Raw genomic sequence first — 22,702 nt, 5'->3', positions numbered from 1 at the left:
GGCTCGTTCGCTGGCAGGCGGGTGGAGAACGCCATCATCGCCTGAGCAGGGGATAAAAGGAAGCAGGCTAACGATTGTCTGATGCTCATGCTCACCAGAACGAAAAAGCCCCGTCACAGGGACAGGGCTTCTCTCACAGCGTTGACGCTAAATCAGAACACGACGCCTTGACTACGCAGGTAGTCATCGTAGGTGCCGCTGAAGTCGACAACACCGCTTGGGCTCAGCTCGATGATGCGAGTGGCCAGCGACGATACGAATTCACGGTCATGGCTGACGAAGATCAGCGTGCCAGGGTAGTTTTCCAGGGCCAGGTTCAGCGCCTCGATGGATTCCATGTCCAAGTGGTTGGTCGGTTCGTCCATGATCAGTACGTTCGGCTTTTGCAGGATCAGCTTGCCGAACAACATACGACCTTGTTCACCACCGGAAATCACTTTCACCGACTTGAGGATATCGTCGGCGGAGAACAGCATGCGGCCCAGTGTGCCGCGAACTACTTGCTCGCCACCTTGGGTCCAGCGGCCCATCCATTCAAACAGATTGGCCTCATCTTCGAAGTCAGACGCGTGATCCTGAGCGTAGTAGCCCAGCTCGGCAGCGTCGGTCCACTTGACCGTACCGGCATCGGGCGACAGCTCATTGACCAGCGTGCGCAGCAGGGTGGTTTTACCGATACCGTTCGGGCCGATGATTGCTACGCGCTCGCCGGCTTCAACGGTGAAGCTGAAGTCCTTGAACAGAGGCTTGCCATCGAAACCTTTAGCCATGCGCTCAACAATGACCGCCTGACGGTGCAGCTTTTTGTTCTGTTCGAAACGAATGAACGGGCTGACCCGGCTTGAAGGTTTGACCTCGGCCAGATGGATCTTGTCGATCTGCTTGGCGCGGGAGCTGGCCTGCTTGGATTTCGAGGCGTTGGCCGAGAAGCGGCTGACGAACGATTGCAGTTCGTTGATCTGCGCTTTCTTCTTGGCGTTGTCCGACAGCAATTGCTCGCGGGACTGGGTCGCCACGGTCATGTATTCGTCATAGTTACCCGGGAACAGACGCAGTTCGCCGTAATCGAGGTCGGCCATGTGCGTGCAGACACTGTTCAGGAAGTGCCTATCGTGGGAAATGATGATCATGAGGCTATTGCGCTGGGTCAGAATGTTTTCCAGCCAGCGGATGGTGTTGATGTCCAAGTGGTTGGTCGGTTCGTCGAGCAACAGCACTTCTGGATTGGAGAACAATGCCTGCGCCAGCAATACGCGCAGTTTCCAGCCCGGCGACACTTCGCTCATCGGACCGTTGTGTTGTTCGATACCGATACCCAGGCCCAGCAGCAGCTCGCCAGCGCGGGATTCGGCGGTGTAGCCGTCCATTTCAGCGAACTCGGTTTCCAGCTCAGCCACGGCCATGCCGTCAGCTTCGGTCATTTCCGGCAGCGAGTAGATGCGGTCGCGCTCGGCCTTGACCTTCCACAGCTCTTCGTGACCCATGATCACGGTATCGATCACGGTGAATTCTTCGTAGGCGAACTGGTCTTGGCGCAACTTGCCCAGACGCACGTTCGGCTCCAGCATCACCTGCCCACCCGAAGGCTCCAGATCATCGCCGAGGATCTTCATAAAGGTAGACTTGCCGCAACCGTTGGCACCGATAAGGCCATAACGGTTACCGCCGCTAAACTTGACCGAGACATTCTCGAACAAGGGTTTTGCGCCGAATTGCATGGTGATGTTAGCTGTGGAGATCAATTACCTTACCTTTCAATAGCTTAGGATTGACTGGTTTGCGCTGATACCGGTTTGATACCAATGTTGAGCTTTTCGAGCTCACTCCAGTCAGAGCTTGAGTTGATCCAGCGCGCATGGGTTGACAGCAACATTTGGACGCTGTGGCCAAGCTGCTGAGAGATGAATGCGGGATTCATGCCGGACATTGAGCATATTGTCGCATATGTGTGACGGCAGTTGTACGGAGGCCGGTAGCGGATTTTCAGCTCAGCCAACGTTGGCCTCCATTGTTTGTGGACGTCAGAGGTCTGTTTTACGTACTCGCTGTTCTTCGAAGGCGGGAAGAAATACGGCGTCTCCTTGATTTCCCCCTTGCCGTTTTTTCGACGGTCGGCGTATTGCACTGACGAAATCAATGTTCTTCAGGCTACGCTAAGCAACGATCCAGATAAGGGGCTCACCTCTGTTCTCTGGGGAATTGAATTTATTGGAGAGCATGTATTTCTCATTGATTACTGCCTAGGCATTGCGGATTTTTGCACCTGTCGTAGTGGGGCTGACGAGATATTTCCACTGTAAGGTTGCAAGCGATCAGCGATCAGGCATGAGCGTACTCGCACGGGGGCTCTTAACCTCTCGTTGTACCTGATGATGCCCCATAGTCTTCGTATGCGGGGGGGCTGATCGTTAGCGTATGCGGTGTGATAGCTGCAAGTGGTGGCCATGACGTCTGCCATTTGAAACATTGAATGAGGCATAGCATGGCTTTGTGACAAACAGGCTATGGCCTCTGCGACTTAAGTCTGAAGTAGTGGAAAGTCGTCGTCAGGGTGTTTTAATCTTGCGCATCCGCTGCGCCTGATGTGACACGCCCCGACCTTTTTTTGTTAATCGGGCTGGTAACTTGAGTGCACGCAGGACAGCGTATTCCCTGGATCTGTGACCACACCTGTGAAACCTATCATTATTGCTGTTTATGTTTTTTCGATTGCCTATGTACACTTGCGCGGCAACGTTCGGCACAAGCTGGGCCGTCAACTGAGCGACCATTCCAGCTTCCTGGCGCCGGTGAACTGCTTCCTTTACTTGTTTTCCAAGGTGCCCAGCAAACCCTACCTGCAAACGAGCGATTTCCCGGAGTTGCAGCCATTGCAGGACCATTGGGAAGAGATCAGAGAGGAAGCGCTTAACCTGTTGCGCGCTGGAGAAATCAAACGCTCCGAACAACCCAACGATGTGGGTTTCAACTCATTTTTTAAAACAGGCTGGAAGCGTTTTTACCTTAAGTGGTACGGCGATAATCATCCGTCGGCTATCGAATTGTGCCCTCGCACCATTGAGTTGCTCAACCGCATCGGCACGGTCAAGGCCGCGATGTTTGCAGAGCTTCCGCCCGGCTCGAAGCTGGTTCGCCATCGTGATCCCTATGCAGGCTCGGTGCGCTACCACTTGGGGCTGCAAACACCTAATGACCCCAAGTGCTACATCAGTGTTGATGGCCAGAACTATCATTGGTGTGACGGCGAGGGCGTAATGTTTGATGAAACCTTTATTCATTACGCCGAAAACGCCACTCAGCAAAACCGTATCATTCTGTTCTGTGATGTGGAACGGCCCATGAAGTATCGCTGGGCTGCAGCTTTTAACCGGTGGTTCAGCCGTACGGTTTTGGCTGCTGCCAGTTCGCCCAACGGCGCAGACGATAGAGTGGGTGGGCTGAACCGTGCATTTACCAAAATTTACAGCCTTCGTCAGCGTGGTAAAGCACTTAAAAGGCGCAATCGTACGCGCTACTACTTGGAAAAATGGGCGATCTTTGGTGGGTTGCTGACCTTGTTTTTATTGATTTAAGTCTTTGGCGGTAGACGTGGACCTTGAGCGCGGTGATTGATGCCGTGCTCAATCCCAATACCTTGGGCGCTTGTAGTGGTCAACTAATCCCGGACACGACGTTAAGTTTTTCTTCGGCCCGAGCTGGACCGCCACTGTAATATCGCTGCTGCCATCTGCCCACCTGGGTTGAATTGCCCAGATTGAAAACCACAGCCGTCTGCCGAAACGACAGCTTCTCACGCCACATGGGCTGAAGAACCGATAGCTTGAACTGCTTTGAATATTTGCCCATGAAAAAACACCCCAGAGATTGGATGGATGTCCAACTTTTGGGGCGCAGTTCATCTTGAGAGAGCGAAGGCGTCAGCTCTGGCGCAGCCCTTCTCAATCCCGATAAAATACTTGGACCAAGTGATAACCAAACTTACTCTTGACCGGCCCATGCACGACGCGCAGCGGCTTTTTGAAGATGATCTGATCGATGATGCCGACCATTTGTCCTGGGCGAACTTCACCCAGGTCTCCGCCGCGCTTGCCAGAAGGGCAGGTTGAGTATTTTTTGGCCAACACGTCGAACGCTTCGCCTTTGGCAATACGCTGCTTGAGTTGTTCGGCATCTTCGGCGGTTTTCACCAGAATATGGCGGGCGAGAGCTTTCATGTCGCGGGGCAGTCCTGGAAAAATCAGTGGCTATTATGCCTGTCCTTGGCGCCAATTGATCATTTCCTCAGACTTGTCCGTCAGAACACTCATATCGATTTGCGCCGGAAGCGTTATCAATTCAAGCTAGGGGCCATCAGACAGGTACCCAAGCTGCCTTAACTCCTGGCAAGCGTTCATTTACCCTATTTCGTGCGGATGCTGCTCATGGATTTCCCGGCGCTGTTGAAAATTCTGGCCAGCCAGGACGGATCGGACCTCTACCTGTCGACCGGCGCACCTCCCTGCGCCAAATTCAATGGCGTGCTCAGGCCCCTGAGCACCGAAGCCCTGAAGGGCGGAGAGGTAGCGACAGTCGCCGCCAGCATCATGGACTCGGAGCAAAAGCTTGAGTTCGAGCGTGAGCTGGAAATGAACCTGGCGGTGTCGCTGGCCGGCATCGGTCGTTTTCGGATCAACATTTTCAAGCAACGCAACGAAGTCTCGATCGTGGCGCGCAACATCAAGCTGGACATTCCTCGCTTCGAAGACTTGCACCTGCCGCCGATCCTCCTCGATGTCGTGATGGAAAAACACGGCCTGGTCCTGTTCGTCGGTGCCACGGGTTCGGGTAAGTCCACGTCGTTGGCGGCCTTGATCGACTACCGTAATCGCAATAGCAGCGGCCATATCATCACCATCGAAGACCCGGTGGAATATATCCATCGGCACAAAAAATCGATCATCAATCAACGCGAAGTGGGTGTGGACACCCGGAGCTTTCACGCCGCCTTGAAGAACACTTTGCGCCAAGCGCCGGATGTGATTCTGATCGGTGAAATTCGTGACCGGGAGACCATGGAGCATGCCCTGGCCTTTGCCGATACCGGTCACTTGGCGATTTCGACTTTGCACGCCAACAACGCCAACCAGGCGCTGGACCGGATCATCAACTTCTTCCCGGAAGAGCGGCGCCAGCAGCTGTTGCATGATTTGGGTAACAACCTCAAAGCATTCGTTTCTCAGCGGCTGGTCAAGACCCTGGATGGCAAACGACGGGCCGCTGTCGAAGTGATGCTGGGCACGCCGACCATTCGCGACCTCATTCAACGCAATGAGCTGGGCGAGCTCAAAGGCATCATGGAGAAGTCGGTCAACCTCGGCATGCAAACGTTCGACAGCGCGTTGTTCGATCTGGTGATTGAGGGCGTCATCAGTGAAGAGGAAGCCCTGACGAATGCCGACTCCATGAATAACGTGCGTCTGCGCCTCAAACTGCACCGCGAAAATGGCCCTGCGACACAAATAACATCAGCCCCGGCGGCGCCCGAACCGGCCGCCGAAGTGGATGTTGCAAACTGGGGGCTGGTGGATGAAAGGGACGACGGTGGCCCGCGTCGCGGCTGATCGACTGGCGAGTTAGCTGTTCAGCTCGTCTCGATTCCGAAACTGCTCCAGCGCGTGTGGATTGGCCAGCGCATCGGTATTCTTCACCGGCTGGCCATGTACCACATTACGTACCGCCAACTCGACGATCTTGCCGCTGATGGTACGGGGGATGTCAGTGACAGCGACAATTTTGGTGGGTACATGGCGTGGGGTAGTGTTGGCGCGGATCACCTGACGGATCACCTGCTCCAGCTCTGGCGTCAAGTGCAGCCCGTCCTGCAGGCGGACGAACAGCACCACACGCACATCGTCTTTCCAGCGCTGGCCAATAGCGATGCTCTCCAGCACCTGCTCGACTTTTTCTACCTGGCGGTAAATTTCTGCGGTGCCTATGCGCACGCCGCCGGGGTTGAGCACGGCGTCCGAGCGCCCGTGAATGATCATGCTTCCGCGCTCGGTTTCTTCGGCATAGTCGCCATGCGCCCAGACGCCGGGGAACTGGGTGAAATAGGTCGCCAGGAGTTTTTCTTGCTGTGGGTCGTTCCAGAAGCCGATGGGGATCGCTGGAAAGTGCCGGGTGCAGACCAGTTCACCTTTCTCGCCGATCACTCGCTGCCCATCGTCATTCCAGACCTCTACCGCCATGCCCAGGCTTTTGCACTGCATTTCGCCACGATACACGGGCAATACCGGGTTACTGATGACGAAGCAGGACACGATGTCGGTGCCGCCGGAAATCGACGACAGGCACAGGTCTTCCTTTATTTCTCGGTAAACGTAATTGTAACTGCTCGCCGCCAACGGTGAGCCCGTGGACAGCAGGGTCTTTAGTCGCGTCAGGCGATGGGTTAAACGCGGCTGGATCGCGTGCCTTTCCAGTTCCGCGAGGTATTTGGCACTGGTGCCGAATACGCTGATGTTTTCATCGTCGATCAAGTCCATCAGCCGTTGCGGGCCAGGGTAAAACGGTGAGCCGTCGTAAAGGACGACCGTCGCCCCCAACGCCAGGCCCGAGACCAGCCAGTTCCACATCATCCAGCCGCAAGTGGTGTAGTAGAACAGGCAATCGTCACGTCCCATATCGGCGTGCAGGCCCTGTTCTTTGACGTGCTGCAACAGCACGCCGCCCGCGCTGTGGATGATGCATTTGGGCACGCCGGTGGTGCCGCTCGAATAAAGGATATACAGCGGGTGGGCAAAAGGCACCGCAACGAAGTAGGGTTCGCCACCGACGGAGTAGAAGTCATCCCATAGCGCCACGTTGGCCGGTGTCTGGAAATCCTCCACTCGGGCTTCCGGGCGAGCGTAGGGCACGATGATCAGCTGCTGCAGAGAGGGCAGTCGTTCGAGGATTTCATTGATCTTGGCAGTCTGGTCAATGGATTTGCCAGCATAGTGATAGCCCGCACAAGTGAGCAGGACTTTCGGTTCAATCTGACCAAAGCGATCGATTACGCCCTGGGTGCCGAAGTCCGGGGATGAGCAGGACCAGATCGCCCCCAGGCTGGTGGTGGCAAGCATGGCGACCAATGTCTGCCAGGTGTTGGGCAGACAGGCCGCCACGCGGTCGCCCACGCCAACACCCACAGCCCGCAAGCTTTGTTGCAAGCCAGCGACATGCGCGGCGAGTTCGGCGTAGGTCAACTGCATCCGCTGGCCATCTTCACTCACGGAAATCACCGCCGGGTAATCATCGCGACGGCGCAGCAGGTGTTCGGCGAAATTCAGCGTTGCGCCTGGGAACCACTGGGCGCTAGGCATCTGCGCACCTTCGATAAGTACGGCGCTGGGCCGCGTGTGGAATTCGATGCCGAAGACATCGACAATCGCCTGCCAAAAGTGTTCTCGCTGGTCGATACTCCACTGATGGAGTGCCGGGTAATCACGCAACTCAAGGCCGTGGCGCTGATTGATGAAACGCCGAAAGGCGTCCATGCGCGTGGCACCAATTCGCTGCGCGCTTGGGGTCCAGAGTGCTTCAGTCATGGTCCGCTCCGTTTACTGCGCCAACCAGCCGCCATCGATGTTCCACGCAGCACCACGCACCTGGTTCCCGGCTTCACTGCAGAGGAACAGCACCAGCTCGCCCAGTTGCGGCGGCGTGACGAACTCCAGCGAAGGTTGCTTCTCCGCCAGCAAATCATGCTTGGCTTTTTCCAGGTCGCCATCAACGGCGCCGCGGGCGTCGATTTGTTGCTGCACCAACGGCGTCAGCACCCAGCCGGGGCAAATCGCGTTGCAAGTAACATTGCTGGCAGCGGTTTCCAGCCCGACCACTTTGGTCAAGCCGATCACCCCATGCTTGGCGGCGACATAGGCGGCCTTGCCGGTTGAGCCCACCAGACCATGCACTGACGCGATGTTGACGATGCGCCCCCATCCCTTGGTGCGCATTCCCGGCAGGCACAGGCGGGTGCTGTGGAATACGGATGACAGGTTGATCGCGATGATCGAGTCCCAGCGCTCCACCGGGAACTCTTCCACCGGGGCCACATACTGGATACCCGCGTTGTTGATCAGAATATCGACGCCACCGAACTCGCGCTCGGCGTAGGCGATCATGTCGGCGATCTGTGCGGGGTCGCTGACATCCGCCGGATGGTGGCCGACCTTGCCGCCAAACTGTCTGACCTCGGCCAGTACGGTAGAGGCATCGCCGAAGCCGTTGAGTATCAGGTTGGCGCCCGCTTTGGCCAGGCTCAGAGCAATGCCCAGGCCGATGCCGCTGGTGGAGCCGGTGACCAGTGCGGTTTTTCCTTGAAGACTCATGTGCAATTCCTCAAACGATGCCGGTGGCGTAGAAAGTGCCGATCACAACGAAGACCGCCAATGTTTTGATAATCGTGATGCTGAATATGTCCCGGTAGGCCTCGCGGTGAGTCAAGCCGGTAACCGCCAGCAAGGTAATCACTGCGCCGTTGTGTGGCAGGGTGTCCATGCCGCCGCTGGCCATGGAGGCCACGCGGTGCAGCACTTCCAGAGGGATGTTTGCCGCGTGGGCCGCCGCGATAAAGCTGTCGGACATGGCCGCCAGTGCGATGCTCATGCCGCCCGAGGCCGAACCGGTGATGCCTGCCAGTAGCGTCACGGTGATGGCTTCATTGACCAGCGGGTTGGGAATGCTTTTCAGCCAATCGGCGAGTACCAGGAACCCCGGCAGGGACGCAATCACCGCACCAAAGCCGTATTCCGACGCCGTGTTCATCGCGGCGAGCAGTGCGCCGCCGACTGCGCTTCTGCTGCCTTCGGCCAGCTTGCCGCGAATGGCGTTAAAGCCGAACGCCAACACCGCCAGAATGCCGATCAGCAGGGCCGCTTCAACCGCCCAGATCGCGGTCAGTTTGGCGATTTCGGTTTGCACCGGTGTCGCCATGCCTGGCAGGCTGAGGGTGTGGGTCTTGCCATACCACTGTGGAATCCAACGGGTGAATAGCAGGTTCATGATGCCCACCAGCAATAGCGGCGACAGCGCGATCCATGGGTTGGGCAGCTTGATGTTCTCGGCGGTTTCCGGCTCGTTGCGCAATTCGGTGCCGTAGCCTTCGCCAGCGCGCTGAGCCTTGTTGCGTTGGCGCTGCAAATACAGCATGCCGGTGCAGAACACGAACAGCGTGCCGACCAACCCCAGCCACGGTGCAGCCCAGGCGGTGGTGTTGAAGAAGGTCGTGGGGATGATGTTCTGGATCTGCGGGGTGCCGGGCAGGGCGTCCATGGTGAAGGAAAACGCACCCAGGGCGATGGTGGCTGGAATCAAGCGTTTGGGAATATCGCTCTGGCGGAACATCTCGGCAGCAAACGGATACACCGCGAACACCACCACGAACAGGGAAACACCGCCGTAGGTGAGCAGGGCGCAGACCAGTACGATCACCAACATGGCCTGTCGTGTGCCCAGCAACCGAATGGCAGCGGCGACAATAGAGCGGGAGAATCCCGACAGCTCGATCAATTTGCCGAACACGGCACCGAGCAGAAAGACGGGGAAGTAGAGTTTGACGAAGCCGACCATTTTTTCCATGAACACCCCGCTAAACGCAGGGGCTACGGCCGAAGGATCGGTCAACAACACCGCGCCGAGGGCGGCAATGGGGGCGAAAAGGATAACGCTATAGCCACGGTATGCAGCGAGCATCAACAGCCCGAGGGCCGCTAAGGCGATGATTACACTCATTGAGTGTCTCCTGTTGTTATTGTTTTTTTTGAGCTGCGGGCAAGCCCGCGCTGGCAATAGGTGTAGCGAGTTTCGTGCCATGTTTCTAAGTGCATGAATTTATTGGATTTTTATCTAGCATGAAAATGAAGGCGATCTTTTGTATCTCAAAACAGAGACATCGCGGGCAAGCCCACTCCTACAATTGATCGTTTTTTTATGTAAGAGCGCACTTGCGCGCGATGAAGACCATTCATGCAACGTGCATCTCACTAAAGAGACTAAAGTCTCTTTAGTGAGACTCTGCAATCCCCAACGCTGTCATTTTTTTGTATAGCGTAGAACGTCCCAGTCCAAGCTGCTTGGCCGCTTCAATGACATTTCCCTTACAGCGCGACAGTGTCGATTCAATCAATTGCCGATCAAATCGCGCACGGGCAGCACTGAACGTTTCTAATTCAGCAGGGCCTGGTTGAGGTATCGCAGGTGTGCTCACTGGAACAAGGGTGCCAATAGCAGCCTGGATCTCGTTGGCATCGAGGATCAGGTCGTCGCTTAGTAAGGCGGCGCGCTCCAGGACGTTTTGCAGCTCGCGAATATTGCCTGGCCAGGCATGCTGGCTGAGCAGGGCGAGGGCCTCATGGTCCAGCTCGTGCTGGCTGCGCAGTTCCTCCAGAATGGCTTCGCTGAGCGCAGGCAGATCGTCCAGGCGATCTCGCAACGGTGGAACCTTGATGGGCAGGACGCTCAGGCGGTAATACAGGTCGGCGCGAAACTCGCCACGCTTGATTGCCGCTTCAAGGTCGGTAGAGGTCGCCGCGATCAGTCGGATATCGCTCTGAATCACCTCATTGGAACCCACCGGTTCGTATTCCTTTTCTTGCAGTACCCGTAGCAGTTTGCTTTGCAGGGGCAATGGCATGTCACCGATTTCATCGAGAAACAGCGTGCCACCTTGGGCGATCTTCAGCTTGCCGGGCCGACCTTTGCGGTCAGCACCCGTAAACGCGCCGGGAGCGGTGCCGAAGAACTCGGCTTCCAGCAGGGTTTCCGGAATGGCTGCGCTGTTGATGCTGACGAAGGCTTTGTGTGCCCTGGGTGAAGCACTGTGGATGGCGTGTGCGAGCAGCTCTTTGCCGGTGCCGGTTTCGCCCAGCAACAAAACCGGTGACTCGGCACTCGCGCTACGTCGGGCCCGGCGTTTGACTTCCAGGCTGGCTGTGCTGGTGCCGATAAAGTGCGCGAAGCTGTATTTGGCTTGACGTGCCTGCAGCAAGGAGCGGGTGGAGGCTAGCTCTTCTTGCATGCTCAGGTAGCGTTTGAGCAGGGGCGATAGGGCGTGCAGTTCGTCAAACAGGGCAAAACCAATGGCGCCAATCACCGCACCGGCATCGTCATGGATCGGTAGGCGCATAACCACTAATGGGTCCTTGGCCGTGTCCATCATATCCAACAGAACGGGTCGGCCGGTGTTGACTACCTCGCGCAGCAGGCTACCGGGGATGACGCTTTCACAGGGTTGGCCGACCGCCAGACCTGCATCTTGCAGCCCAAAGCGTCGGGCATAACGCTCGTTGATCCAGACGATGCGTGCGTCTTTATCGACGATCACCGTACCTTCACTGGACTGCTCGATAATCTCGAACAATGAACGAATCGCCAACCGTCGCACACGTTGGTAATCCTTGAGGCTGTCACTGTCTTTCATGATCAGGCGAACTCCGGATGCGCCGCCGCCAGTAATTCCTTGGTGTAAGGATGCTGGGGTGAGTCGAATACATCATGGCTGGCACCGCGCTCAACCACTTTGCCGTCCTTGATCACGATCAGGTCGTGGGCAAGGGCCTTGACCACCGCCAGGTCGTGGCTGATGAACAGGTAGGTCAGGCCGTGCTTTTCCTGGAGCTGGCGCAGCAGGGCGACGACCTGTTTCTGCACGGTGCGATCAAGGGCCGAGGTCGGCTCGTCGAGCAGAATCAGAGCGGGCTTGAGCACCAGCGCGCGGGCGATGGCGATGCGCTGGCGCTGCCCGCCGGAAAATTCATGCGGGTAGCGATGACGGCTTTGCGGGTCAAGGCCGACCTCCTCAAGTACCCGAATCACTTCAGCTTCGCACTGCGCTGGACTGAGCTCGCTGTGAACCTCGAGGCCTTCGCTGATGATCTGCTCAACTGACATGCGTGGGCTCAGGCTGCCGTAGGGGTCCTGGAATACCACTTGCATCTGCTTGCGCCATGGCCGCATCTGCTTGTGGTTCAAGCCGTCCAGCGCGTGCCCCTGAAAGCGAATGCTGCCGCGCGACTCGACCAGCCGCAGGATCGCCTGGCCCAACGTGGACTTGCCCGAGCCCGACTCCCCGACGATACCCAGGGTCTTGCCGCGCTGGATGCTGAGGCTGATGTCGTCGACGGCCTTGAGGTATTCCTTATGGCGACCAAAAATGCCGCCGGCCATGGAAAACCACACGCTCAAGTTGTCGACCTGCAGGACTTTCTCACGGCTATCCCGTGGCAGAGGTTCGCCGGCAGGTTCAGCATCGAGCAGCAGTCGGCTGTAAGGGTGCTGTGGATGTTTGAACAGCAGATGGCAGTTGGACTGCTCGACGATCTCACCCGCGCGCATCACGCACACGCGCTGGGCGATGCTGTGCACCAGATTGAGGTCATGGCTGATCAGCAACAGCGACATGTTCAGACGTTGTTGCAGCTCCTTGAGCAGCAGCAGAATCTTGCGCTGCACCGTCACATCAAGGGCCGTGGTTGGCTCGTCGGCAATCAGCAGTTCAGGCTCGCAGGCCAGCGCCATGGCGATCATCACCCGCTGCCGTTGGCCGCCGGACAGTTGATGCGGGTAGGCCTTGAGGCGTTTCTGCGGATGCTGGATGCCCACCAGTTCGAGCAGTTCGAGAATTCGCCATTGGGCTGCCTTGCCGCTCAGGCCCTTGTGCAGCAACAACGTTTCGCCGATCTGTTTGGACACCGTGTGCAAGGGGTTGAGCGAGGTCATCGGCTCTTGGAAAATCATGGCAATGCGGTTACCGCGGAGTTCGCGCAGGGCTTTGTCATCGGCACCGATCAACTGCTGGCCGCGATAACAAATACTCCCCGTGGTCTGCGTGCCGCTTTTGGGCAGCAGTTGCAGGATCGAGTGGGCGGTCACCGACTTGCCCGAGCCTGATTCACCCACCAGCGCCAGGCACTCACCGACTGGGATATCCAGGCTCAGTTTGTTGACCACTGTCTGCCCGTTGAAGGCGACAGTCAGGTCGCGAATTTCAATCAGGTTGTCGGACGTTGCAGACAGAGTGTCTGACATTTCAAGACCTCGGGTCGAAGGCATCGCGCAGCGCTTCGCCAATAAAAACCAGTAGGGACAGGATGAGCGCCAGGGTGAAGAACGCCGTCAGGCCGAGCCAGGGTGCTTGCAGGTTCTGTTTGCCCTGGCCGATCAGTTCGCCCAAAGAGGCACTGCCCGCCGGCATGCCGAACCCGAGAAAATCCAGCGCGGTCAGGGTCGAGATTGCCCCGGTCAAAATAAACGGCAGGTAGCTCAAGGTGGCGTTCATGGCGTTGGGCAGGATATGGCGCATGATCACCTTGCTGTCATCCAGGCCCAGCGCTCGGGCTGCCTTGACGTATTCCAGGTTACGCCCGCGCAGAAATTCGGCGCGCACCACGTCCACCAGAGTCAGCCAGGAGAAGAGCGCCATGATCCCCAAGAGCCACCAGAAATTCGGTTCGACAAACCCCGACAGAATGATCAGCAGATAAAGCACCGGCAGGCCGGACCAGACTTCCAGCAAGCGCTGGCCGATCAAATCAACCCAGCCCCCGTAATAGCCTTGCAGGGCGCCAGCCGCAATGCCGATCAGCGTGCTGATCAAGGTCAGGGCCAAGGCAAACAGGATCGACACTCGCGCCCCGAAAATCACCCGTGCCAGCACGTCGCGCGACTGGTCGTCGGTGCCCAGCCAGTTGGTGGTGGTCGGTGGGCTGGGTGCTGGCCGGGTCAGTTCATAGTTAGGTGTGTCGTCGCTAAAAGGAATGGGCGGGAACAGCATCCAGCCACCCTCCTGGGCAATCAACTTGCGCACGTAGTCGCTTCGGTAATCCGGCTGGAAGGGCAGTTGTCCGCCGAATTCCTGCTCGGTGTAGCGTTTGAATGCCGGGAAATACAACGAATGCTGGTAACTGAGTACCAGCGGTTTGTCGTTGGCGATCAATTCGCCGCCCAGGGTCAGCAGGAACAGCCCGACGAATAGCCATAGCGCCCACCAGCCTCGACGGTTATGGCGAAAGCGATCGAAGCGGCGACGGCCTAGCGGGGAAAGTCTGAACATCAGGCGTTCCTCGCACTGAAATCGATTCGAGGGTCGACCAGCGTGTAGCAGACATCGCCGATCAGTTTTATCACGAGGCCGAACAGGGTAAAGATGAACAGCGAGCCGAATACCACCGGATAGTCCCGCGACACAGCAGCTTCGTAGCTCATGCGGCCCAGGCCATCGAGGGAGAAGATCACTTCGATTAACAGCGAACCGGCGAAAAACACGCTGATGAATGCCTGAGGGATGCCCGCTACCACCAGCAACATGGCGTTGCGGAACACATGGCCGTACAGCACGCGACGCTCGCTTAACCCCTTGGCTCGCGCCGTGACCACGTATTGGCGCGTGACTTCATTGAGAAACGAGTTTTTGGTCAGGATGGTCAGCGTGGCAAAACCGCCAATCACCAGGGAGGCCACCGGCAGTACCAGGTGCCAGAAGTAATCGGCGATCTTGCCCACGGTCGACAACTGCTGAAAGTTTTCTGACACCAGACCGCGTACCGGGAACCAGTTCAATGAGGTTCCTCCGGCGAATACGACCACCAGCAACATGGCAAACAGAAAGGCCGGCATGGCATAGCCGATGATGATGGCGGTGCTGCTCCAGATATCGAAGTGGCTGCCATGTTTGACGGCTTTGCGGATGCCCAGCGGAATCGAGATCAGGTAGGTGATCAGCGTCGCCCACAGCCCGAGCGATATCGAGACGGGCATCTTCTGCAGGATCAGGTCTGTCACTTTGGCGCCGCGAAAGAAGCTGTTGCCAAAATCCAGTTGAGCGTAATTCTTGAGCATCAGCCACAGACGTTCGTGGAGTGGTTTGTCAAAGCCATACTGGCGTTCGATTTCCTTGATCAGCTTGGGATCAAGGCCGCGACTAGCGCGTGAAGGATTGCTGCCGCCGACCGACTCTGCCGCCGCGCCACCGACTGCAGTGCTGGCGCCGCCGATGCCTTGCAGTCGGGCAATCGCCTGTTCTACCGGACCGCCTGGCGCAGCCTGAACGATGAAAAAATTGACCAGCAGGATGCACAACAGTGTGGGGATGATCAGTAGCAACCGTCGCAGCAGATAACCGAGCATTCAATTCACCTCCGCAGGGTTGGCCGAAGCACCGCGTTTGGCCGCGAATTGCTCGTTTGTCAGCGAAGTCGGACTGATTTCCCACCAGGTCTCAATGGCTTCGCCGTTGCTTGCTTGCACGGCCGGAATGCCAAAGCGGTTCCACCAGACGGTGGCCGAGCCGGGCGGGTAATAGTTGGGGATCCAGTAGTAACCCCATTGCAACACCCGATCCAGGGCGTGGGCGTAGTTGACCATGGTCGATTTTTTATCGGCCTTGACCAGATTATTGATCAGGCTGTCGACAGCAGGGTCCTGTAACACCATGTAGTTGCTAGAGCCTGGGTCCTTGGCGCCCTTGGAGCCGAAGCAGTTATATAACTCCGCTCCGGGCGAGGACGACACTGGATAGCCACTGACGATCATGTCGTAATCCCGGGCCATGACTCGATTGAGGTACTGCGCAGCGTCGATGCGGCGGATGTCGAACGTGACACCAATTTGCGCCAGATTGCGCTTGTAAGGCAGCAGCAGTCGCTCGAACCCGGCCTGGCCATTGAGGAAAGTGAAACTCAGTGGTTCGCCAGCAGCGTTGACCAACTTGTCGCCCTTGGGCATCCAGCCCGCTTCTTCCAGCAGACCGAGAGCCTTTAACTGTTTGTCGCGGATGAACCCTGTGCCATCGGTTTTCGACGCCTGGAATACCTGGGTGAACACCTCGTCGGGAACCTGGCCGCGCAATGGCTCGAGAATCTTCAACTCTTCAGCACTGGCGGCATGATCAGCAGCCAGCGGTCCATTGGAGAAGTAACTGCTCTGACGCACATACACGTTGTGCATCATCTGCCGGTTGCTCCACTCGAAATCCCAGAGCATGGACAACGCTTCGCGTACCCGGCGGTCTTGAAACATGGGCCGTTGCAGGTTGAAAACAAACCCCTGCGAGCTCTGTATGGCGCCTTTGGCCAACTGCGCCTTTTGCAGGCGACCATCGCTCAGGGCTGGGCTGTCATAACCGATGGAGTAGCTGGTTGCCGAGTACTCTCGGTTGTAGTCGTAGGCGCCGCCGCGCAGCACTTGGCGGGCAACGTCGATGTCGCCAAAGTATTCGACGCTGAACTGATCGAAGTTATAGAAGCCGCGGTTGACCGGCAGGTCCTTGCCCCACCAGTTCGGGTCGCGTTCGAAAGTGATGCTACGTCCGGCATCGACTTTGCTGACCTTATAGGGGCCGCTGCCCAACGGAATTTCAAAACCGCCACCGTTCGCGAAGTCGCGGGTTTTCCACCAATGCTCGGGGAAAACCGGCAGTGAGGCCAGATCCAAAGGCAGGGTGCGGTTCTCATTGTTTTTGAAGTCGAAGCGGATCTGTGTCGGCGACTCGACCTCGACATTCTTCACTTCTTCGAATTGGGTGCGGTATTGCAGGCTGCCCTGGGTCATCAGCAGATTGAAGGTGTAACGCACATCTTCAGCGGTTATCGGCGTGTCATCAGCGAAGCGCGCATTGGGATTGAGGAAGAAACGCAGGGACAAGCCATCTTCACTGCGCTCCATCTGCTGCGCGACCAAACCGTAAACCGTGTAGGGCTCATCCAGCGAGCGCACCGCGAGGGGAGAGTAGAGCAGGCCGTTGAGTTGCGAGACGCCGGTGCCCTTGTCGATATAGGGCAGCAAGTGGTCGAACTGGCCAATTTCCTGCGCCGAACGACGCATGCTGCCACCTTTGGGGGCATCAGGGTTGACGTAGTCGAAGTGGGTGAATGTGGCCGGGTATTTGGGCTGCTCGCCATAGACGGTCAGGGCATGCTGGGGGGTTGCGGACACGTATTGAAAGCCTGAAATCAAGGCTAGCGTTGCGAAAATCAGTGATGAAAAAACAAAACGCATTGCTCGATCCTGACTGACGTCCGCAAGGGAATGTCAGGGTTAAGGGTAAAAAAACAAGGCCTTGAAGAGACCTGCTGGATCATAGGCTGCATTGTGCCTGGATGCCGAGAGTGAGTAGTCGCGCGGTAACGATGTCACTGACATATGAAGTTGCACAATCTGTTTTTTTGCCCGGTGGCATGAATGGCTTGAATGACCCATGCCATTGGGGAGTGCTGGAGAGGAAGGGAGCACACATAAAAACGGCCCGTCAGGTAGACGGGCCGTTTGAGGCGATCAGCGGCGGACTATCAGTCCTGGCGGCTGGTCACTTCCAGCAAGTGATAACCGAACTGGGTTTTCACTGGGCCTTGTACGACGTTGACTGGCGCGCTGAACACGACAGTGTCGAATTCCTTGACCATCTGGCCTGGACCGAACGAGCCCAGATCGCCGCCTTGACGGCTGGACGGGCAGCTCGAGTTGGCTTTGGCGACTTCGGCGAAATCAGCGCCGCCTTCGATTTGGGTTTTCAGCTCGTTGCACTTTTCTTCGCTGGCAACAAGGATGTGGCGGGCAGTGGCTTTAGCCATGGGAACGTACTCCTGTCAAAAAAAGGAAGAGCCTACCGGATTAAGGAAGGCATTTCTCGCGAAAGTTCCTTCCAGCGTCCCAGCGGTCAGCTTCGCCTTTGGATGTTTTATAAACCTTTGCTTTTAAGCAGCGCGGCGTGTTCCACATAGAGTTTGATCGGGTCGGCACCTTTTCGCACCGCGCCTGCAGTTTGATTCACCGTGTCCAGGTGATCCATCGCATAGTCCGAGCGGATTACCTTGCCCAGGTGCGAGCTGTAACGGCCAACAAAGCCGTCATTTTGCTCTTTCTCGTTCTGGAATAGTTGTGCATAGCTGCGACACGCCAAGTGCAGCGGGTCCACTATGTTATGCCCTTCTTCGAATAGCGTTCCTTTGATGATGCCGCTCCAGGAGTAATAAAACACACCGTCCACCTGCTCCGCGCCTTCACCGCCCCAGGCTGCGGGCAGGCCTTGCGGGTATTTTCGGTTGAACGATGCAACGCCTTCCGTTGTTAGTGCATCAAGCGCTTGCAGGGTGTCTTGCGGCAGTTGGGGATTGCCGCTGAGCAAGGCCAAAAAGTGCGCAAACCCAGCGATCAGGGTATCAGCAACTTTTTCCGGTAGTGCCCCGGGCGTAAATGCCTTACGCAGCTGGTCCGCCAGCTCCGAGCCATGATTGGCGCCGCTGACAGATGTTACGGATGCGATGTGTTCTGGATGGGTCGCGGCGGCATAACGCGCCGCCAGCGGGCCTTGGCTGTGGGCGATCAGATTGACTTTCTGTGAGCCGGTTTGTTCCAGGATGTGGGCGATCTGTACGAGCAGTTGCTCACCACGGACTTCGTTGCTGTGGGCACCGGACAGGGAGGGTACGTACACCCGGGCGCCGGCATTTTCCAGCGCTTCCTTGATACCATGAAAAATGGTGATGTTGCCGATCCGTTCGAAGCCGAACAGGCCGTGGACCAGCAATATGGGGAATTTTGTTGCCGCGTGAGTGTTCATCGTTGACCTGTGTGTTTGCCTGGAATGTGCAAACCACATTAGCTGCAGATGAGCCGTTGCAATGGCCCTGGATTTTGCCCCGGTAGCGGCGGAGACATGGACGCTTGATTCGGTGGTTGATGGCCGGGCCGGCAGGCTGCGTGGCGTGCAGCGCCATACAGCTCCACCGGCTCTTGTTTCGGAGAACGTCCGGGAGGATTCCCCACAACCTGTGCGGGATGGCCGCGCGACCCAGATGCTTTTTATGACTGAAAAAAGCGGGTCGGCTACAGGCTGTCAGCCGATTTCCCGCGCAGGTCAGCGTGTGCCCGCTGCTTGACGCCGCAACGCGGTCGCCGCCCCGCGCAATAGCTGCTCGGTACTCTCCCAACCCAGGCACCCGTCGGTGACCGAAACACCGTAACGCAAGGCTTTGCTCAATGGTTGGCACCCTTCAAACAGATGGCTTTCCAGCATCATGCCGATCAACGACCGATCGCCATGCAACCGCTGCTCAAGCACATCGTTGAATACTTCAGGCTGACGCAGCGGGTCTTTGCCACTGTTGGCGTGGCTGCAATCGACCATGATTCGCGTCGGGATGCCGACCTTTTCCAGACTGGTGCGTACGCTCGCAATGCTTTGACTGTCGTAGTTAGTCCCGCGATGACCGCCGCGCAAGACCATGTGCGTGTCCGGGTTGCCCTGAGTGTCAATGACCGCTGGATGACCGTGTCGATCAATGCCGAAATGCCGATGTGCATGCGCCGCTGAGCGCATGGCGTCCGTGGCAATCGCGACCCCGCCATCAGTGCCGTTCTTGAAGCCGACAGGCATCGCCAAACCACTGGCCATTTCCCGATGGATCTGCGATTCGGTGGTCCTTGCGCCGATGGCCACCCAACTGAGCATATCGTCGAAGTAGCCGGCCGCCATGGGCTGCAGAATTTCGGTGGCGATGGGCAGGCCCATACGCAGCATGTCGCGCATCAGTTCTCGGGACAGTGCCAGGCCGCCGGCCATGTCGTCACTGCCATCAAGCTGCGGATCGTAGGCCAATCCTTTCCAGCCGACCGTGGTGCGTGGTTTTTCGACGTAGGCACGCATTACCAGCATCAGTTGATCACTGACCTCAGCGGACAGCTTCGCCAGCCGTTCGGCATATTCGAGGGCAGAGTGTGGATCGTGGATCGAGCACGGGCCGACGATTACTAGCAGCCGGGAGTCTTCACCGTCGAGAATCGCACGGGCCGCTTGGCGATGGGTTGCAACCTGATGGCTAAGGGCAAGGTCGAGGGGCAACTGGTGTTTGAGTTGCAGGGTGCTGGGTAGACGCTGCGGGGCAGGGACGCTGTCGATCAGGGTCACGCTTTGGGGCAGCAGGTCAGAGAGGGGGTTTACGGCGACGGATGAGTTCATGCTCTGGCTTCCTGGGCGGGCGCGGGGTATTTCCGCGCTCGACGCCCTATTGGGGTGTTCGACAATTGGCCGTACTGGCCTTTAGTGCTGTTTTGCCACCTGAAAGTGACCGGTCGGAGGCGGCAGGCTGTCCCGAGCGGAGGTTGCTAAATCGCCAGGTGAAGCTGATGTCGTTGCGGTAATAAGTGGTGTAGTTCATGTCGTGTTCCTCAATTCAATTCGGTTGCAATTCAGTACAAGCGGATGTTTCTGGTGGCCCGAAAAAACAAAACCCCCGGTCGGGTAGCCGGCCGGGGGTAGAGGATTCTCTGGTTGGCGGCCCTTTTAGTGTGGGCGCCGTATGGGTATCAGGCGCGCCAGTGGCTAAACCAATACCCAAAATAAGAGTTGAGCTGCTGGGAAACTGCGCTTTGTACATTCCACGCAGCCACTGCCGTTACCTGGCGTTGGACGCTGGTAAAATTGCAATTCGGCGATTGGATGTGCGACATGGCGGCTCTCCAGTAGGTACAGTGAGCTTACTGTAGATAAGGCTTTGGGTTCAATGGGACATTTCCATCGGATCTCAAAACACTACGCCTTTTGCGTGCTGCCAGTGCTGGTGGAGACTTGCCCCGGATAGCCAATCGGGATTTGCAAGGCTGATCAGCCAGGGCTGTGCCTGTGGTTGCTTGAAGCACTAGGGGGTATGGATTGACTGTGAAGCTTCGCAAGGCCACCGCTGCCGACCTGAGTTTTGCTCGTGAGCTGACGAGGGTGAATATGCGTGAGTATTACGCCGAATACGCTCGGGTTTGGCAGGGGCAGTCGTTTGATGATGAGTGGGAGGCACGCCAGAGCTTCATCATCAACAAGGCAGACAAGCCTGTCGGCTTTCTCAGTTTCAGCATGGAGCCGCACTATTTGTATCTGCGCGATGTGCAGTTGTGCGAACCCTACCGAGGCGAGGGCATAGGGGGGTGGGTGATGGGGCAGATAGCGTCGATGGCGTGCGAGCTAGGGGCCAGGAGCGTCCGGCTGAAAGTGTTTAAAAGTAATCCAGCGATGCAATTGTATCGACGACAGGGCTACGAGGTTGTCGGGCAAGAGAAGGCTTTGTTCTGGATGGAGCGTATATTGGAGAGCTCAGCCGTTTGTCGAGAGTAATCGACCGCGCTTGGTCTAGACTGTTTTCAACAGGTACATCAACCAAGGTACTGTGAGGCGATGCATCGTTTGCGGGCGTTAGTCGACCCCCAGCGCGGTACCCAGCACTTTGTCGGTGGGTATGCTGCCGATTTTCATGCCCAGCAAAACCGCCACTTTGTGAGCTTCTCCGCGCCGACCTTTTTTGCGGCCTGCAAGTACTTGATAGGTAGTGGCCGGGTCAATGCTGTTTTCCCGAGCGAACTCCTGAACAGATTTACCTTGTTGTTCAAGCCAGGCCTTGGCTTGTGCAGCGGTGCGTATTCCGGGCATAGTTCAAAACCGTTCAAATTAGTTTAACTTAGCTCGATTCTACCATTCGTAAGGATGGGGTCAACAGGATTATGCATTCAAATGAGTGGAATAGGTTCCAGGCTACGAAAAGAAAGAGAGCGCCTTGGGCTGTCTCAACGAGCTTTTGGTGAAATAGGTGGTGTAGAAGCAAATGCTCAGGGAAAGTATGAAAGTGGCGACCGCGCCCCAAAGGCTGATTATCTGGCGGCTGTTGCTGCCAGAGGTGTGGACGTTTTGTTCGTACTCACCGGCACCTATACCCCGACGCCTGTCGACAACCTGAGCCAGACGGAAGAAAAAATACTGGGAAGTTTTAGAACCTTGCATAAAGAAGACCAGGACGCCATCAGGCGACTGACCACGACCATGGCTGAGCTGTCGACGTCATACGCAACCAACAATAAGTCAACGTCAGAGGAGGGATAGACCGGGTTGTCTTTTTAGGTCTTCAGAAATATATCAAATATATGAATACGTTATTGGTAGCGTGTGTAACACGCTGCCATGTGTCGACCTTGCACCAATATCGAGCTTTGAGCTAGGTCTTGCTCGCCGTTTTTGCTAAGGTCACTAGACTTTGTTATGACCGTTTTGTGAGGTGTCTGCTTGATTAGGGTGCTAGTAGTCGATGACCATGATCTCGTTCGAACAGGCATTACACGGATGTTGGCCGATATCGAGGGCTTACAGGTAGTCGGGGAGGCCGATTCAGGTGAAGAGTCCCTGAAGCAAGCGCGCGAGTTAAAGCCCGATGTGGTGTTGATGGACGTCAAGATGCCTGGCATAGGCGGTCTGGAAGCAACCCGGAAGTTACTGCGTAGTCATCCCGACATTAAAGTTGTGGCTGTGACTGTGTGTGAAGATGACCCGTTCCCGACCCGGCTGTTGCAAGCGGGCGCTGCGGGTTACATGACCAAGGGTGCAGGCCTTGCTGAAATGGTTCAGGCCATCCGGCTTGTGTTTGCCGGGCAGCGCTACATCAGCCCGCAGATCGCTCAGCAACTCGCACTCAAGTCTTTTCAGCCGCAAAGTAGTAATTCGCCGTTCGATCTGTTGTCGGAGCGCGAAATTCAGATTGCCCTGATGATCGTTGGTTGTCAGAAAGTCCAGGCCATCTCCGATAAACTGTGTCTGTCACCCAAAACCGTGAACACCTACCGTTACCGTATCTTTGAAAAGCTCTCGATCAGCAGCGATGTCGAGCTGGCCTTGTTGGCAGTCCGTCACGGCATGGTCGATGCCAGTCTCTGA

Annotated in this window: 19 protein-coding genes and 1 pseudogene; 5 read left to right on the top strand and 15 right to left on the bottom strand. The window is 56.9% G+C overall.

Annotated elements, in window-relative coordinates; genetic code table 11:
- Nucleotides 1-152: 152 nt before the first annotated feature.
- Both RHM55_RS02705 and RHM55_RS02700 read right to left on the bottom strand, forming a co-directional pair.
- Entirely contained in the window at nt 153-1,742 is a 1,590-nt protein-coding gene (locus RHM55_RS02705; RefSeq protein ID WP_322179396.1) for an ABC-F family ATPase, read from the bottom strand.
- A gap of 20 nt (nt 1,743-1,762) precedes the next feature.
- Nucleotides 1,763-2,122: pseudogene (locus RHM55_RS02700) on the bottom strand (site-specific integrase); the annotation flags it as partial.
- A gap of 550 nt (nt 2,123-2,672) precedes the next feature.
- Between RHM55_RS02700 and lpxO the strand changes: the two are divergent.
- Entirely contained in the window at nt 2,673-3,572 is a 900-nt protein-coding gene (lpxO, locus tag RHM55_RS02695) for a lipid A hydroxylase LpxO (RefSeq protein ID WP_322179395.1), read from the top strand.
- 366 nt (nt 3,573-3,938) lie between these two features.
- Here lpxO and RHM55_RS02690 read toward each other — a convergent pair whose 3' ends face one another.
- Nucleotides 3,939-4,214, bottom strand: coding sequence for a peptidylprolyl isomerase (locus RHM55_RS02690; RefSeq protein ID WP_322179394.1), 276 nt, complete (start codon nt 4,212-4,214; stop codon nt 3,939-3,941).
- A 207-nt stretch (nt 4,215-4,421) separates the two neighbouring features.
- Here RHM55_RS02690 and RHM55_RS02685 point away from each other — a divergent pair, with 207 nt between their 5' ends.
- Nucleotides 4,422-5,600, top strand: a complete 1,179-nt coding sequence (locus RHM55_RS02685) for a PilT/PilU family type 4a pilus ATPase (RefSeq protein WP_322179393.1) — start codon at nt 4,422-4,424, stop codon at nt 5,598-5,600.
- A gap of 12 nt (nt 5,601-5,612) precedes the next feature.
- On the opposite strand, the gene RHM55_RS02680 is transcribed toward RHM55_RS02685, so the two are convergent.
- From RHM55_RS02680 to RHM55_RS02630, 11 genes are all read right to left on the bottom strand, one after another.
- Entirely contained in the window at nt 5,613-7,568 is a 1,956-nt protein-coding gene (locus RHM55_RS02680; RefSeq protein ID WP_322179392.1) for an acetoacetate--CoA ligase, read from the bottom strand.
- Between the two features lie 12 nt (nt 7,569-7,580).
- Nucleotides 7,581-8,351, bottom strand: coding sequence for a 3-hydroxybutyrate dehydrogenase (locus tag RHM55_RS02675; RefSeq protein WP_322179391.1), 771 nt, complete (start codon nt 8,349-8,351; stop codon nt 7,581-7,583).
- A 10-nt stretch (nt 8,352-8,361) separates the two neighbouring features.
- Entirely contained in the window at nt 8,362-9,753 is a 1,392-nt protein-coding gene (locus tag RHM55_RS02670; RefSeq protein WP_322179390.1) for a GntP family permease, read from the bottom strand.
- Between the two features lie 271 nt (nt 9,754-10,024).
- On the bottom strand, nt 10,025-11,440 hold the full coding sequence (locus RHM55_RS02665; protein WP_322179389.1) for a sigma-54 interaction domain-containing protein: 1,416 nt from the start codon (nt 11,438-11,440) through the stop codon (nt 10,025-10,027).
- 2 nt (nt 11,441-11,442) lie between these two features.
- On the bottom strand, nt 11,443-13,071 hold the full coding sequence (locus RHM55_RS02660) for an ABC transporter ATP-binding protein (RefSeq protein ID WP_322179388.1): 1,629 nt from the start codon (nt 13,069-13,071) through the stop codon (nt 11,443-11,445).
- Nucleotides 13,049-14,071 (bottom strand): ABC transporter permease, encoded by a 1,023-nt coding sequence (locus tag RHM55_RS02655; RefSeq protein WP_322179387.1) that lies wholly within the window; start codon nt 14,069-14,071, stop codon nt 13,049-13,051. The genes RHM55_RS02660 and RHM55_RS02655 overlap by 23 nt, the downstream gene beginning before the upstream one ends.
- Nucleotides 14,071-15,144 carry a microcin C ABC transporter permease YejB gene (locus tag RHM55_RS02650; protein ID WP_322179386.1) on the bottom strand — a complete coding sequence of 358 codons (1,074 nt, stop codon included), beginning with the start codon at nt 15,142-15,144 and terminating at the stop codon, nt 14,071-14,073. Before RHM55_RS02650 ends, RHM55_RS02655 begins: the two co-directional genes overlap by 1 nt.
- Nucleotides 15,145-17,013 (bottom strand): extracellular solute-binding protein, encoded by a 1,869-nt coding sequence (locus RHM55_RS02645; protein WP_322179385.1) that lies wholly within the window; start codon nt 17,011-17,013, stop codon nt 15,145-15,147.
- A 290-nt stretch (nt 17,014-17,303) separates the two neighbouring features.
- Nucleotides 17,304-17,585 (bottom strand): peptidylprolyl isomerase, encoded by a 282-nt coding sequence (locus tag RHM55_RS02640; RefSeq protein ID WP_322179384.1) that lies wholly within the window; start codon nt 17,583-17,585, stop codon nt 17,304-17,306.
- A gap of 107 nt (nt 17,586-17,692) precedes the next feature.
- On the bottom strand, nt 17,693-18,574 hold the full coding sequence (locus tag RHM55_RS02635; protein WP_322179383.1) for a triacylglycerol lipase: 882 nt from the start codon (nt 18,572-18,574) through the stop codon (nt 17,693-17,695).
- A gap of 297 nt (nt 18,575-18,871) precedes the next feature.
- A complete protein-coding gene (locus RHM55_RS02630; protein WP_322179382.1) occupies nt 18,872-19,972 on the bottom strand; it encodes a 3-deoxy-7-phosphoheptulonate synthase in 1,101 nt (366 codons plus the stop codon).
- A 699-nt stretch (nt 19,973-20,671) separates the two neighbouring features.
- Between RHM55_RS02630 and RHM55_RS02625 the strand changes: the two genes are divergently transcribed.
- Nucleotides 20,672-21,118, top strand: coding sequence for a GNAT family N-acetyltransferase (locus RHM55_RS02625; protein ID WP_322179381.1), 447 nt, complete (start codon nt 20,672-20,674; stop codon nt 21,116-21,118).
- Nucleotides 21,119-21,196: 78 nt separating this feature from the next.
- On the opposite strand, the gene RHM55_RS02620 is transcribed toward RHM55_RS02625, so the two are convergent.
- Complete coding sequence (locus tag RHM55_RS02620) at nt 21,197-21,430, bottom strand: DNA-binding protein (protein WP_322179380.1); 234 nt, start codon at nt 21,428-21,430, stop codon at nt 21,197-21,199.
- 81 nt (nt 21,431-21,511) lie between these two features.
- Between RHM55_RS02620 and RHM55_RS02615 the strand changes: the two genes are divergently transcribed.
- On the top strand, nt 21,512-21,877 hold the full coding sequence (locus tag RHM55_RS02615; RefSeq protein WP_322179379.1) for a helix-turn-helix domain-containing protein: 366 nt from the start codon (nt 21,512-21,514) through the stop codon (nt 21,875-21,877).
- Between the two features lie 180 nt (nt 21,878-22,057).
- The gene (uvrY, locus tag RHM55_RS02610; protein WP_322179378.1) at nt 22,058-22,702 is read left to right on the top strand and encodes a UvrY/SirA/GacA family response regulator transcription factor; all 645 of its coding nucleotides are present in this window, start codon (nt 22,058-22,060) and stop codon (nt 22,700-22,702) included.

Source organism: Pseudomonas sp. MH9.2, assembly GCF_034353875.1.
Taxonomy (GTDB): Bacteria; Pseudomonadota; Gammaproteobacteria; order Pseudomonadales; family Pseudomonadaceae; genus Aquipseudomonas.
The sequence above is the reverse complement of the archived record's forward strand: the minus strand, read 5'-3'. Positions and strand labels throughout refer to the sequence as shown.